The sequence below is a fragment of the Psychrobacter sp. DAB_AL62B genome, from assembly GCF_028895345.1.
Classification (GTDB): Bacteria; Pseudomonadota; Gammaproteobacteria; order Pseudomonadales; family Moraxellaceae; genus Psychrobacter.
The window spans coordinates 36702-51601 of the sequence record NZ_SAXC01000009.1 but is presented as its reverse complement, the minus strand read 5'-3'; the positions used below and the strand labels follow the sequence as shown (position 1 = coordinate 51601).

Below are 14900 nucleotides of genomic sequence, written 5' to 3'. Positions count from 1 at the left end.
TGCACTTCGATACATTATTGTTAGATAAATTTAGCTCAACATAAAAGAGATAGCAGTTAATTAGTGCTTAAACCCCGCCCAAGGATATCCTCATGCGTTACGCCTTTATTCTCACCATTATTGTGCTGCTAGAGCTTTTTAGTACAGGCGCAGCGCTCAGCTTGCAGTGGTGGCTGCAGCCTTGGCTCACATCGCAACCAGCATCAGCAACTATTGCGGTGTGGATGGCAGTATTTGTCATCACCAATTTTTTATTACTGTTGAGCGTCACCAAACTATTCGCTAATAGCTATCGCTGGATCAGTGGCTGGATGTTAGTCATGCACTTTATGATGCTGACGGCTTTATCTACCAGTCTATTATATGGAGGCTATTGGCTGTTGACACCCTTGCTTGATAGTACGATTGACTATTCAGAGGTGGTTGCTATAGGATTACGCATTTTTGCACTGATGTTCTTTGTAGCGTTGTTTGTTTACGCCTTATATAGTGCTTATATGCCGATTGTGCGTGAGTTGTCTATTCATATTAATAAACCGCTGACTAATCCATTACGTATCGCGGTAGCCAGTGATTTGCATTTAGGTCGCTTGTTCGGTAATAAGGCTATTAAACAGCTGCAGACTATGGTTAATAAGCATCAAGCAGATATTTTATTGATGCCAGGCGATATCATGGATGATAACGTGCAAGCCTTTAGCACGTACCATATGGCAGATAATCTAGCAAAACTTGTGAGTAGTTTGCCATACGGCAGCTATGCAACCTTAGGTAATCACGATTTATACGGTCATGAGCAGCCGATTAGTGATTCTCTACGTGAGGCTGGCGTGCAATTGTTAAATGATGAGGTAACAAGCCTAACACATAAAGGAGAAGCTATTTGGCTGATGGGGCGTTTTGATAATCATAAACGTCAACGTGTAGCAACCACTGATCTATTGGCGCAAGTTGATAGCACCAAACCGGTTATTCTGCTCGACCATAGGCCCAGTGATATCATGGAACATAGCCAATTACCGGTTGATTTACAAGTCTCAGGACATACTCATAATGGTCAAATATTTCCCGCTAACTTTATCGTAAGCGCCATCAATCGTTTGGGCTATGGTTATGAGGTTATTGGTAACGGCCACTTTGTTGTCTCCTCAGGCTACGGCTTTTGGGGCATACCGTTTCGCTTAGGGTCACGCTCTGAGGTTTGGATAATTACCTTTACTGGTAACACTGCTAATAAAAATACCGATGACATTATATAAACGAATCAATAGCTAGGCAGTTAACAAAGCTTGTGTCCTTATCATTTCACGGACAAACCTCGCAAAACCGTTAATGATATGCTTAGTCTCTTGCTCAAGCGCTGCATGAACGCTCATAAAATGGATAAATCCGTGTGGTGCGCCAACCACAGTATAGGTCTGAACAGCCACCCCATAGTCTTTTAATTGGCTAGCATAAGCAAACGCTTCATCACGCAATACGTCTAATTCTGCGGCGACGATATAAGTAGGGCAAATTTGTCGATTATCACCTAGCATAGGTGAGGTAAGAACATGCTGACGCGGTAGCGGGCTATTCTCTAAACAAGCAGCATCAAAAACCGCAACGTCAGCATGGTCTAACAATAAACCCTCACCATATAATTCCCAGCTCGGATAATCAGTCTCAATATCAGTCACCGGATACAAAGGCATTTGCGCCATTGGATGTGGTAAGCGCTGCAATATATCAAAGGTTTTTTGACCATCAGCACCCAAATCACACCAAGCATCTTTTCTCGGACTGATGATTTGTTGCGCAATCATAGTCGATAGCCCGCCACCAGCACTATCACCTGCTAGTACGATACGTGATGGCAACGCGCCAAGCGACTGACAATGCTCAACCAACCAAGCATAAGCAGCAATACAATCTCTTAATGCCGTAGGAGCGGGATGTTCAGGCGCTAAACGATAATCAACACTGACGACTGGCCAGCCAGTTTGCTCGCAAACGGCATGACAAAATTCATGGTGCGTATTGATATCACCGATACAAAACCCACCACCATGAAAGAACAATAAAACCGTCTCATCAGGATTGTGTTGTTGTGCTTTTTTAAAGCCAAAGCCAGTAGCATTAGCTCGTTTTTGATAGCAACGAAGCGTCATATCACCGTCGTCAGCATTGGCAATCGTTTTGTCTTGCCAACGGATAGAACTCTCACCTTTTTTAGCAAACGGCTTAATATTGCTAAATAGGTTATCACTGGCTTGCTGCCATACCTTTGGTGCTTGCATAGCCACCGCATCTGTGGCAAATCGTTTACGTAGTTCGGTCATTTCTACAAGGTGTAAAGGCGTTTTAAGCTTGCTATTGATTGCAAGAATTAAGCGTAGATGGGCATCGACGTGCATGTATTGCTTAGAATTAGGACCATTCAAATAATCGACTAAACTTTCTAATACAGGCGTTGGCAAGCAGCCTATGCCTTTTATGGCATAATGCAACAGATGCGGTTGGTAGTTTGTCATTAAGTGATGACCTAGCATCTTATCCTTAATAGATAAATACTTATCATCGGTAGCTTGCAACTCAATACTTTCTATTCTAGCGCTTTCTACTTTAATATTCTCTGGCTCATTACTATCAACTTGTTGATGACAGTTTGTTTTTCCCGCACTTTTTTCTTGACCTAAAGACGTTAGGTTCAGTGTCTTCACCGCTTTATTAAGTAAGGTGTTGACTGACAATACCGTTGAATTAGACATAACACCTCTTATAAATCATTACCAGCATCCACTGTCATAACATTGCTATTTTTAGTTATGCTATGAGTCAGCGTTTACTTGTGTTTAATTAATTATATTTACAGTCATAATAAGACAATCAAAAATTAAGTTGAGCACTCTTTGGTAATAGTTTGGGTACAAAGCGTAAATGATTTGGAATAAATGACGGCTTTTTGTACCTTTTGTTAGCAAAAAAGTATTTTAATTAACAATAAAGACAAACACGGTATAGGGCACTTTTTTTGCACTTTAGCGAGTATTTGTCTCTATCTGCCTAGCATTTGTCAGTATTAAGAAAAATTCCTCGTATTAGGCTTGAAATTTGGCCTTGCAACCTTTATCAATCAGCTATTGAAAGATATCTATAAAAACAATGAGTGATAAAGGTTAATCAAGTAATATAAGCCTATAAGCTATTGATAAACACACTAGGGCTAGCAATTAGCCAATTTTTTGTTTTATAAAGTCCATCATTATTATATCAATATTAGGGAGCTATCATGAGCGAGCAAAACACCAACCACGAATCGATTGACCAAAATATCTCACACGACAATGTTTCACACGATAACGTTGTACACGAAGAGAGTATCTTAGAAGAGACCTTGAAAGAATTTGATCCACAGAATAACTCAGGTGAAGAAAGTGTTATCGAAAACGATATTAATCTTGATACTTTTAAAGCCCGTATCGCTGAGCTAGAAGGTGAAGTTAAGCAAGCTAAAGAAAGTACTGCCCGTGCCAATGCTGAAACTTACAATGCGCAAAAACGCATTGAGCAAGAAGCGGATAAAAGTAAGCGTTTTGCGCTACAGAAATTTGCTAAAGAGCTGTTAGAAGTGGTCGATAACTTAGAGCGTGCGATTGAAAATGCCAATGCAGACGATCCTGTTACTGAAGGGGTGAGGTTGACGCATAAAGCATTGCTTGATGTACTGAATAAAAATGGCGTCGAAATGGTTGACCCACAAGGCGAGAAGTTCAACGCTGATTTTCATGAAGCCGTAGGTATCGACCCAGAAGCTGAAGCAGATATGGTTGGTACGGTCTTACAAAAAGGCTATAGCTTGAATGGTCGTCTATTGCGCCCAGCGATGGTGCGTGTCGGACAATAATTTTAAGACAATTGTATCGCTACGTCAGTCTTAAATACTATAGATAATAAAGAATCAGTCTTTAACGGTACTAAACCTTATTATTAGTAAGGCTTTTGACAAAAAATCACATAAAAGGGATTTTTCATACCGTGAATGACTTGAAAAAATGCATAAGTAAACCGATATAAAGCAACAAGTGATCGAATAGGTTTATATAACCTAAGGTCTGGATGTATAAATATTTAATTTAAAAACAAATTAGGAGTAATTAATTATGGGTAAAGTCATTGGTATTGATTTAGGTACAACCAACTCATGTGTCGCAGTGATGGAAGGTGATAAAGTTAAAATCATCGAAAACGCTGAAGGTACTCGTACCACACCATCGATTGTCGCTTATAAAGATGATGAGATCCTTGTCGGTCAGTCAGCGAAGCGTCAAGCGGTAACCAACCCAAACAACACGTTATTTGCCATCAAGCGTTTGATTGGTCGTCGTTTTGATGACAAAGTCGTGCAAAAAGATATCGGTATGGTACCTTACAAAATCGCCAAAGCTGATAACGGTGATGCATGGGTAGAGATCAACGGCAAAAAACTAGCGCCACCACAGGTTTCTGCTGAAATCTTGAAAAAAATGAAAAAAACAGCCGAAGACTATCTTGGTGAAGCAGTTACTGAAGCAGTTGTTACCGTACCTGCTTACTTTAATGATTCACAGCGTCAAGCAACCAAAGACGCGGGTAAAATCGCTGGTCTTGATGTAAAACGTATTATTAACGAACCAACTGCCGCCGCTCTTGCTTATGGTATGGATAAAAAGAAAGGCGATACTACAGTTGCTGTTTATGACTTAGGTGGTGGTACTTTTGACGTATCAATCATCGAAATCGCTGACGTTGATGGCGAGCAGCAGTTTGAAGTATTAGCAACCAATGGTGATACATTCCTTGGTGGTGAAGATTTTGACTCAGCGTTAATTGATTTCTTAGTAAGCGAGTTCAAAAAAGACCAAGACGTTAACCTAAAAGGTGACTCTCTTGCGATGCAGCGCCTAAAAGAAGCGGCAGAAAAAGCGAAGATTGAGCTATCAAGTGCCCAAAGCACTGAAGTGAACTTGCCGTATATCACTGCTGATAGCAGTGGTCCTAAGCATTTGGTGGTTACTATCAGCCGCTCGAAACTTGAGAGCCTAACTGAAGAATTAGTACAACGTACGATGGGTCCTTGTAAGATTGCCCTTGAAGATGCAGGTCTAAAAATCGGCGATATTGATGATGTCATCTTAGTTGGTGGTCAGACTCGTATGCCATTGGTACAGCAAAAAGTACAGGAATTCTTCGGGCAAGAGCCACGTAAAGACGTGAACCCTGATGAAGCAGTAGCAGCGGGTGCGGCTATTCAAGGCGCGGTATTGTCTGGTGAAAAAACTGACGTATTGCTACTTGATGTGACACCATTGACGCTTGGTATCGAGACTATGGGTGGCATCTTGACGCCAATCATTGAGAAAAACACCATGATTCCAACTAAGAAATCACAGGTATTCTCAACGGCTGAAGATAACCAGCCAGCGGTTAGCATTCAGGTTTATCAAGGCGAGCGTAAAATTGCCAACCAAAATAAACAGCTTGGTCGTTTTGATTTAACGGACATTCCACCAGCACCACGTGGTCTGCCACAAATCGAAGTCAGCTTTGACATCAACGCTGACGGTATCATGAATATCTCAGCGACTGATAAAGGTACTGGTAAAGCACAAAGTATCCAAATTAAAGCGGATTCTGGTTTGTCGGACGAAGAAGTTGAACAAATGATTCGTGATGCTGAAGCCAACGCTGCTGAAGACGAGAAATTCGCCAATCTAGCGCAAGTGCGTAACGAAGCAGATGGTCGTATTCATGCGGTACAAAAAGCGCTAAAAGATGCCGCAGATAAAGTATCTGACGATGAAAAATCATCAGTAGAAACGGCTATCTCTGAGCTTGAAGCGGCTGCGAAAGAAGATGACCATGAAGACATCAAAGCCAAGCTTGAAGCGTTAGACAATGCCTTCTTGCCAGTTAGCCAGAAGATTTATGCTGATGCAGGCGCTGGTGCTGAAGGTATGGATCCAAACCAGTTCCAACAAGGTGCGGATAATGCTGGCGAGAGCAACCAAGCAGACGACGATGTGGTGGATGCTGAGTTCACTGAAGTAGACGAAGATAAAAAATAATACTATTAATAAATAGTTAAGCTAAAAAACGCATCCTTCGGGGTGCGTTTTTTTTATTTTGCATGATAGTTTTTACTTAATACGTAGGGATTATTACCCAAACCAAGCGGTTGTAACAAAAGATTTCATATCTCAGTCTTTGTAACTCTAGTACTGATAAATACTTGCAAAACTTAACTTTCCTACCATTAAACACAGACAGAGTTTTTGACACGGTTTGTTACTATGTATACATCGTTAGCAGACAAGGCGATATGGCTAAAAAGCCAGTATAAATAAATAACTTGTTTGTCCAAATTGATTTTAAGGAGCTACAAATGAAAACTCTACAAAAAACTCTAATTGCACTAGCAGCCGGTTCTTTACTAACAGTAGGTGCACAAGCAGCTACCTCTTATGGTAATGGCTATACTGGTCAACCATACGTCGGTGCGAAAGTTGGTCAATTTGACTTAGATGTTGATGGCGCTGATGATCCAACTGCTTACGGTGTATACGCAGGCTACAACTTCGATCCTAACTTTGGTATGGAAGCTGAATTTGTAGGCTCTGATGATGCAGATTACAGAGGCGGTGACATCGATGCTAAAACTTACGGTGCTTATGGTACCTACCGTTATGCATTCCCAAACACTGGTTTATATGCCAAAGGTAAATTAGGTGTTGCGAGAACTGAAGTAGAACGCTCTAACACAACTTTGAATGCTTTCAATGGCACAGACAAAGATACTAGCCTAGCAGGCGGTGTTGGTCTTGGTTATTCAGTAAACCCTAACTTCAGTGTTGAAGCTGAATATGACAAGCTAGGTAGCGACGCAGATCTTATGACTGTAGGTGCACAGCTAAAATTCTAATCCTTTGATTAGTCATTACTTAAATAAAAAACGATCACTTAAGGTGGTCGTTTTTTTTGTAATACTTTTAATACACAACAAATGTTTTTTAGTAACAACAATATTGCTACTATATCGCCGTCATCTATAGACGAGATGGTTTTTCGGTGAAATATAGTCTATACGAAAGTTCAGTACCAACTAAAATAAATTCGGGGAATCCAATGAAAATGTTACAAACAACAGTATTAGCGTTAGCAACTGCATCTTTATTAAGTGTCAGTGCTCAAGCAGCAGTTAACTACGCAGGACAACCATATATTGGTGCAAAGGTTGGTCAGTATAGTCCAGATGACGTAGAAGATGATGCTGTATCCTACGGTGTTTACGGTGGTTATAAGTTCACGCCAGAGTTTGGTGTTGAAGCTGAGTATCTGACTACTAGCGACACCGATGCTTATGAAGACCGTTTTGAAAAAACAGAATATAGTGCTAATGTTCTAGGTCTTTATGCTACTTATGACTATGTATTTCCAACTACTGCGTTATATGCAAAAGGTCGTTTAGGCGTCGCTAAAAACGAAATCGATGTAGATTACAAAGATAAAGTTTTTAATACTAGTACAAGTGAAAGTTTCTCTGATACTGGTGTAGCTGGTGGTTTAGGTCTAGGTTATAACTTCAATCCTATGGTTTCTGCAGAAGTTATGTATAACTTCTACCCAACCATAGACTTAGATGACGGTGAAGATTTAGATTCTAATGGTGTTACGCTTGGTGCACATTTCAAATTCTAAAATTGCTGCTGTAAATTTATAAAATAAAAAACGATCGCTTCGGCGGTCGTTTTTTTTGCTTCAAGTTTTTTAGAATAGATATCGCATTGATATTTGTATTAAGCTGAAGATAAAGACGCGTGGCTAATTTTCAAGAAATATTTTTTATAGCATTGCTTTTAAAGGTATTGTTTTTAGAGCGTTTTCAGTTGAGGAAATGTGCTACATTGAAAGTTAGAATAGCAAAGATAGGGAATAGCGCAATGATGGAGACACTCTGGATGATTGAACCTTGGCATTGGTTGGTATTGGGTTTTGTGCTGCTGATTGTCGAGATGTTTGTTCCGACGTTTGCTAGCCTTTGGTTTGGAGCTGCCGCTATCATAGTTGCAGCGCTTTCATGGTTATTGCCTATTTCTATCTCCGTTCAAATTATTATTTGGTTGGTACTTTCCGCTATATTTCTGTTGGCATGGTTCAAGTTTGTAAAACCCTTGTCTGTTGATCGCACCGAAGCAGGACTGGGTGGCAGTATCATCGTTGGTGAAATCGGTATGATTATTGTGCAGCCACAACCAAATAGAGCAGGTATGGTACGCTTTAGTGTCCCTATTGTTGGGGCGGCTGAATGGATGTGCCGTACTAGAGATGAGCAAGTGGCAGTCGGTGATCGAGTTGTGGTGACGGATATCGTCGGTAACGAGCTGATCGTGAGCAGTATGAAGGCTTGGGCAGCAACGAACAAAAATACGTAAGTATAATAATAGGGATGAGTTATGGAAAGCTTTAGTATTGTAATGATAGTTTTGGTCGCACTGGTCGTATTTACAGTGTTTAAGGGTGTGCGCATCGTCCCGCAAGGTTACAAGTGGGTGGTGCAGCGATTGGGTAAATATAGCCAAACCCTAGAGCCTGGCTTAAATCTTATTATTCCCTATGTTGATGATGTCGCTTATAAAGTTACGACCAAAGACATCGTGCTTGATATTCCATCACAAGAAGTAATCACGCGAGATAACGTAGTGATTATCGCTAATGCCGTCGCCTATATTAGTATCGTGCGTCCTGACAAAGCAGTCTACGGTATCGAAGATTATGAATATGGTATCCGTAATCTTGTGCAGACATCACTACGTTCAATCATCGGTGAAATGGATCTCGATAGTGCTTTATCTAGCCGTGATGAAATCAAAATGAAGCTCAAGCATGCCATCTCAGAAGATATTGCTGATTGGGGTATCACGCTAAAAACAGTAGAAATTCAAGACATTAACCCCTCGCAGACTATGCAAGCATCAATGGAAGAGCAGGCAGCAGCTGAGCGCCTACGTCGTGCGACAGTGACCCGTGCTGATGGTCAAAAGCAAGCGGCTATCCTAGAAGCAGACGGTCGTTTAGAAGCCTCACGCCGTGACGCTGAAGCGCAGGTGGTACTAGCAAAAGGCTCAGAAGAATCTATTCGTCTAATCACTGCTGCAATGGGCACGGAAGAGATGCCGATAGTTTACTTACTTGGTGAGCAGTATATTAAAGCGATTCGTAAGCTGGCTGAGTCTGATAACTCAAAAATGGTGGTATTACCAGCTGACATTCTAAGTACAGTAAAAGGCATGGTCGGTGATAAGCTTAAAGTCTAAATCACTGTACTTGAACCACATCCTATAGAATTAGCCCTTTAAAATAGTCAGTAAGCGTGTAACGCGCTGGCTATTTTTTTGACTTTAATTTGCCAAGGCTACTTTTAATAGATTTTTTAGCGTGTGATGTCACTTTTTTAATAATAAGAATACTGATACAAGGAAAATAACAATGACAATGACCAAGCAAAATGTGAATACTGAAATAATCTCAATAGAGGATTTCTCGCAAGGCAGCCCATTACCCTATACCGTACTTGATGCGACGCATATTAATGCCGCTTATCCTGAGCAAAAATTAGAGATTCGAGGTGGTGGCTATGGCTCAGACGCGGCGGCACATCCAACCAATGCTAATCAATTTTATGTGCTTACCGATCGAGGTCCCAATGCCGATTTTGAAGGAATTGCTGGTAAAGGTAAGCAGTTTTTAGTGCCTGATTATACGCCGTCTATTGGGCTGTTTGAATTGCAAGCTGACGGAAAAATTATCAAGGTAATAGAGATAGTACTAAAAGATGGCAATGGCAAGCCGATCTCTGGGCTACCGAATCCAAAAGCCTTTGGCGGTACCAATGAAGTACCTTATGATATTAATGGTCAACCGATGACTGTGAACCCCAGCTTACCTTTTGATGAAGTAACCAATCCTATTAAAAGTGATATCAATGGTCTAGACCCCGAAGGACTTGCCGCGCTCAAAGATGGCAGTTTTTGGATTAGTGATGAATATGGTCCACATCTCATCCACTATGACGCGGATGGGGTAGAAATAGCCCGTATCAATCCTTTTGCCAGTGATGAGCGTAATAATGTGGTTGTGAATGATAAGCCGATTTTATTACCGGCAGAGTTTACCAAGCGCCGCGCCAATCGCGGCATGGAAGCACTAACGATTACTCCAGACCAGACTACGCTAGTGGGTATCATGGAGTCTTCGATGGACAATCCTGATAAGTCAGGGCGTCTGTCGAGTCTAGTGCGCATTGTTACTATTAACTTAATCTCAGGTCAGATAGCACAATATTTATATCGTCTTGATAATGCCGCATATGTGGCATCAGGGATAGTTGCTATCAATGAGCATGAATTTTATCTGATTGAGCACGATCGTAAATTTCCACTACAAGAGAAGGTGGCGAAAAAACTTATTTATAAAATGGATATCTCGCAAGCAACAGATATTGAAGCTGTGCTAAATGGCGAAAGTATCAAACAAGATAAGACTCTCGGCTTGACTATCAATGGACAAACGCTCGAGCAAATGATTGCAGAAAACGAAGCAAACTGGCAAACGCTAGAAGAGGTGGCTATCAAGCCTGTCAAAAAAACCTTGGTAGTCGATGTCCTAGCTACTTTAGATTATCCGCACGATAAGCTTGAAGGTTTATGGCTACGTCAAGATGGTTCATTGGGTTTACTGAATGATGACGATTTTGCCATGACAGATTCAGAGATAATCAATGTAAAAAGTACCGTTGAACAGAAGTATCTCGATAAAGAGAAAACAATAGAAGATGCCAATCGATTATATCTCGTGATGCCTACCGAGTAGATATAGATAGTTTTTATTAGATCAAAGTATTTATCGTAAGCCAAAAAAAGACCTCGCTTGAGGTCTTTTTTATTATTGGAATTTTAGTTTAGAAGTTAATTAGTTAAATAGCTTTTGAAAAGCGATTTTTATGTTTCTTTTCAAGGTATTCATCGAATACCATGGCAACGTTGCGACCGAGTAGGCGACCTTTTGGCAATACTCTAATACCGGCGGCATCCATGTCAATCAAACGATCGTCTTGCATCTGACCTAATTGTTGGATTTCATCAATAAAATAAGTAATGGCATCGATACCGAATTTTTGATTGACGTCTCTAAAGTCGATATAGTCGTGACATAATAAATTCATAATCACGTATTCACGTAAGCGATCTTTGATAGAGGTTTTAATCACGTTTACCGCTGGCATCACTGCAGGATTGTCGCGCGCCGCATCGATATTTTCTTTATAAACCTCCAAATCGGTATGATTTTGTAGGATATAGCTGCTATTGGCATTGGCAATTTGACTGATTGAAGAGACGCCAAAGCCTAATAAATCACAATCACCCATGATGGTGTAACCTTGAAAATTACGATGTAACTTACCTTCGCGCTGGGCGATAGCAAGCTCATCATCAGGCTTGGCAAAATGGTCGATACCAATATACTGATAACCTGCTTCGGTTAGGGTATTGATGGTATTACCAAGCATCGTAAGCTTGGCGGCTGGAGTAGGCAAGTCCGCCTCTTTAATTTGTCGTTGAGATTTAAAGCGTTCCGGCAAATGAGCATAATTAAATACCGACAAGCGATCTGGTGACATCTCAATAATACGGCGTACGGTTTTATCTAAGGTCGTTGGCGTTTGATGCGGTAAACCATAAATCAAATCGACATTGATAGAATGAAACCCTAGCGCGCGCGCCTCTGTTAAAACATTTTCAATTAATTCTGCTGAATGTACCCGATTAACCGCAATTTGTACGGTTTCATCTAAATCTTGTACGCCCAAACTCACACGATTAAAACCTAGGTTACGTAGAACTTGTAGCGTCTCGCCGCTCAGCTCACGTGGGTCAATTTCGATAGAATAATCGCCTTGGTCTTCCGGCAAAAACTCAAACTGGGTCTGCAAGAACTCCCAAAGTTGTATCAATTCATTATCTTGTAGAAATGTGGGTGTACCACCACCGAAATGTAGCTGTTTAACCAGTGGTTTTTTGCCGTTTTCTGGTGGGCTTAATAGGCTGCGTTTGTGCTTAATTTCAGCAATTAGGTACTCTAAATAATCGCCAGCATCGCTGTTCTTTTTGGTGATAATTTTATTACAAGCACAGTAATAGCAAAGGTGACGGCAAAATGGAATATGGAAATAGAGTGATAATGGCGCATGGGCTTCGCGTTCTTGAAGGATTTTTGTCTCGAGCCCTTCTGGCATTGGTGAAAATTCTAAAGCGGTTGGGTAGGAGGTATAGCGTGGCCCTGAACGATTATATTTATTAATGATGTCTTGATCGAATGCAGGTAGTTGTTTGCTGGTAATGCTGCCACGAGTGCTGGCATACGGATTGTCCATCTGCATGACAGGACGTACCGTGGTGGGCTGCTCGCTCGCATTGATGGAGGGTTGAGATGCGCTATTGATATCGAATTGTTCTGACATGCGAGATTCCTCGTTTGACTGTATAAATCGTCGTTTTTACGTGATTGGTAAACGGCTTTTTTAAGTCGGGTAATAGCTTTGTTGGTCGCTATTTTGATATAGGTTATTTGGCTCACTGCGAATGACAATAATGCATAAGTCAGCTGAGTTATTTAGCATAAATTTCAAAGCTAAGCAGGTAATGACTAGTATAACAAATCATTAACTATAGTGGCATGGACAGCGAGTTTTTGTATATACCCATAAAGTTGTATTGTTATAGGGTACAAAAAAAGACCTCAGGATTACCCTAAAGTCTTTTATATCAATATCAAGAATTACGCTAATTTATTCTCTGAGTTGAATCTTATTACCAACGGCTTGCTTAGATATTTCACCAGCGCTAAAGGGCAGACGAATCCATTCTTTCGCAGAATAACGGCGCGTTTTTTTATTATATATAGAAGTCAAAGCGATTCTGAAAATCTGAGTCATAACGCTCAGTATAAGAAAGTCGAGATATAATTAATTTAAAAATAAAAAACACAACATTTGCGCACTTAATAATAATACTTTATTATCGATAAACCTCTATATTAGGAAGGGCTCATGTCATTTGCTCAAGTCTATACCCGCTCAGTCGTCGGACTGCATGCACCCAAGGTAATTATTGAGGTGCATCTGTCACAAGGATTGCCAGCATTGACCATTGTTGGTTTACCTGAAGCGGCGGTACGTGAGAGTAAGGATAGAGTACGCTCAGCGATTCTTAATTCTGGTTTTCAATTCCCTAATCGACGTTTGACAATTAATTTAGCACCCGCAGATCTGCCTAAAGACGGGGCTCGTCTTGATTTACCGATTGCCATCGGTATTTTGGCAGCCAGTGATCAATTGGATCCAGAAGTGCTATCAGGATTTGAGTTCATCGGTGAGTTGGCGCTCAATGGCGAGCTTCGGCAAGTAACGGGGAGCTTAGCCGTCGCACGGGCGATGAAAGCTGAGGTATTAGCGTTAAAAATATTGCCAGTATCAGAGAGTGATGAACCAGAAACCAATGAAGGTCAGCCATTATCGCCGTCCAAACCGCGGCTATCCAAGCCGCAATTACCCACGCCGCAATTAATAGTACCGATTGATAATGGGCCTGAGGCCAGCCGTGTTGATGGAATAATAGTATTGGCGGCGCCAAACCTAAAGGCCGTCTGTAATCACTTGCAGTCATTGACAGATGCTAGCCTTTTAGATGAGCGTCTAGAGGTGGTGCAGCCCAGTCCAGCACAGCAGCATATTGGCTATCAAGTGGATTTGGCTGATGTCAAAGGGCAGCACCATGCTCGGCGTGCCTTAGAGATTGCCGCAGCTGGTGGTCATTCGCTGTTATTTACAGGGCCACCTGGTTCCGGTAAAACCTTGATGGCCTCACGGTTACCCACTATTTTGCCGGACTTGAGTGCTGAGGATGCATTAGAGGTCGCCAGTACGTATTCGGTTGCAGATAGTGATTACGACTATGGCACACGTCCATTCAGACAAGTTCATCATACGATATCAGCTGTCGCTTTGGTCGGTGGCGGTTCACGTCCCAAACCTGGCGAGATTACGCTTGCGAATAAAGGCGTGTTATTCCTTGATGAATTACCGGAGTTTGACCGCACGGTGTTAGAGGTATTACGCCAGCCTTTAGAAGCTAAGCAAATCACTATTAGCCGTGCTAACTCGCAAATGACTTTTCCAGCAAACTTTCAATTGGTCGCAGCGATGAATCCGTGCCCATGTGGCTATGATGGTGATGGCTCAGGACGTTGTCGCTGCCGACCTGAACAGATTAAACGCTATCAAGATAAGCTATCAGGACCGCTGCTCGATCGGATTGATTTGCATATTACTGTGCCAGCATTGCCGATTGCCGATCTACAAAACGCTCAAGCCGGCGAAACCTCTGAGCAGGTGCGTAGTCGAGTATCCGCGGCACATAATCGCCAATTAATACGACAGAAAAAAGTCAATAATGAGCTTAGTCCTAGTGAGATTGATAAATATATCCGGCTAGGTGAGGGTGAGCAGCAGCTGTTACAGCTTGCTCAGCAACGGCTAAATTTATCCGCCCGTGGCTATCATCGGGTATTACGTGTCGCGCGGACGATTGCTGATCTCGCTGACAGTAGTGATATTACGAGTGCTCATGTATCTGAAGCACTAAGTTATCGTAGTAAATGATTTATTATTAAGGCAAAAAAGCCTATTGAGACTTCCTAGCTTATTTAAATCAATATATTTAGCTGAAGGGTGCTTTGAAGGAAGCGCAGTGGATATGAATTATTAATACTATGAGAGAGGTTCTAAGCAGGAAATTCAACAGAAGAAAATCACCTCAGGCATTCCT

The 14900-nt window shown here is 41.5% G+C and carries 12 protein-coding genes; 9 read left to right on the top strand and 3 right to left on the bottom strand.

The genetic code is table 11. The features are described 5' to 3' along the window. The first annotated feature begins 92 nt into the window (after positions 1-92). Positions 93-1259 carry a metallophosphoesterase gene (locus tag EPB74_RS11190; protein ID WP_274904208.1) on the top strand — a complete coding sequence of 389 codons (1167 nt, stop codon included), beginning with the start codon at positions 93-95 and terminating at the stop codon, positions 1257-1259. Between the two features lie 12 nt (positions 1260-1271). Here the strand turns inward: EPB74_RS11190 and EPB74_RS11185 are convergent, their stop codons facing one another. Further along, entirely contained in the window at positions 1272-2750 is a 1479-nt protein-coding gene (locus EPB74_RS11185) for an alpha/beta hydrolase (RefSeq protein ID WP_274904207.1), read from the bottom strand. A 521-nt stretch (positions 2751-3271) separates the two neighbouring features. Between EPB74_RS11185 and grpE the strand changes: the two genes are divergently transcribed. The 7 genes from grpE (at position 3272) to EPB74_RS11150 (ending at position 10887) form a co-directional block, all read left to right on the top strand. Next, the gene (gene grpE / locus EPB74_RS11180) at positions 3272-3886 is read left to right on the top strand and encodes a nucleotide exchange factor GrpE (RefSeq protein ID WP_079692953.1); all 615 of its coding nucleotides are present in this window, start codon (positions 3272-3274) and stop codon (positions 3884-3886) included. A 256-nt stretch (positions 3887-4142) separates the two neighbouring features. Then, on the top strand, positions 4143-6086 hold the full coding sequence (gene dnaK, locus EPB74_RS11175; RefSeq protein WP_089555369.1) for a molecular chaperone DnaK: 1944 nt from the start codon (positions 4143-4145) through the stop codon (positions 6084-6086). 317 nt (positions 6087-6403) lie between these two features. Beyond that, a complete protein-coding gene (locus EPB74_RS11170) occupies positions 6404-6940 on the top strand; it encodes a porin family protein (protein ID WP_274904206.1) in 537 nt (178 codons plus the stop codon). Positions 6941-7143: 203 nt separating this feature from the next. Then, on the top strand, positions 7144-7716 hold the full coding sequence (locus EPB74_RS11165; RefSeq protein WP_079692950.1) for a porin family protein: 573 nt from the start codon (positions 7144-7146) through the stop codon (positions 7714-7716). Positions 7717-7958: 242 nt separating this feature from the next. Next, entirely contained in the window at positions 7959-8450 is a 492-nt protein-coding gene (locus tag EPB74_RS11160; protein WP_274904205.1) for an NfeD family protein, read from the top strand. Between the two features lie 21 nt (positions 8451-8471). Further along, positions 8472-9332, top strand: a complete 861-nt coding sequence (locus EPB74_RS11155; RefSeq protein ID WP_079692948.1) for an SPFH domain-containing protein — start codon at positions 8472-8474, stop codon at positions 9330-9332. Positions 9333-9504: 172 nt separating this feature from the next. Further along, on the top strand, positions 9505-10887 hold the full coding sequence (locus EPB74_RS11150; RefSeq protein ID WP_274904204.1) for an esterase-like activity of phytase family protein: 1383 nt from the start codon (positions 9505-9507) through the stop codon (positions 10885-10887). Positions 10888-10990: 103 nt separating this feature from the next. On the opposite strand, the gene hemN is transcribed toward EPB74_RS11150, so the two are convergent. Beyond that, positions 10991-12454 carry an oxygen-independent coproporphyrinogen III oxidase gene (hemN, locus tag EPB74_RS11145; protein WP_413771851.1) on the bottom strand — a complete coding sequence of 488 codons (1464 nt, stop codon included), beginning with the start codon at positions 12452-12454 and terminating at the stop codon, positions 10991-10993. Between the two features lie 408 nt (positions 12455-12862). Continuing rightward, positions 12863-13009: a hypothetical protein gene (locus EPB74_RS11140; RefSeq protein WP_274904203.1), complete on the bottom strand. Its 147-nt coding sequence runs from the start codon at positions 13007-13009 to the stop codon at positions 12863-12865. A gap of 114 nt (positions 13010-13123) precedes the next feature. Here EPB74_RS11140 and EPB74_RS11135 point away from each other — a divergent pair, with 114 nt between their 5' ends. Then, on the top strand, positions 13124-14734 hold the full coding sequence (locus EPB74_RS11135) for a YifB family Mg chelatase-like AAA ATPase (RefSeq protein ID WP_274904202.1): 1611 nt from the start codon (positions 13124-13126) through the stop codon (positions 14732-14734). Positions 14735-14900 lie beyond the last annotated feature (166 nt).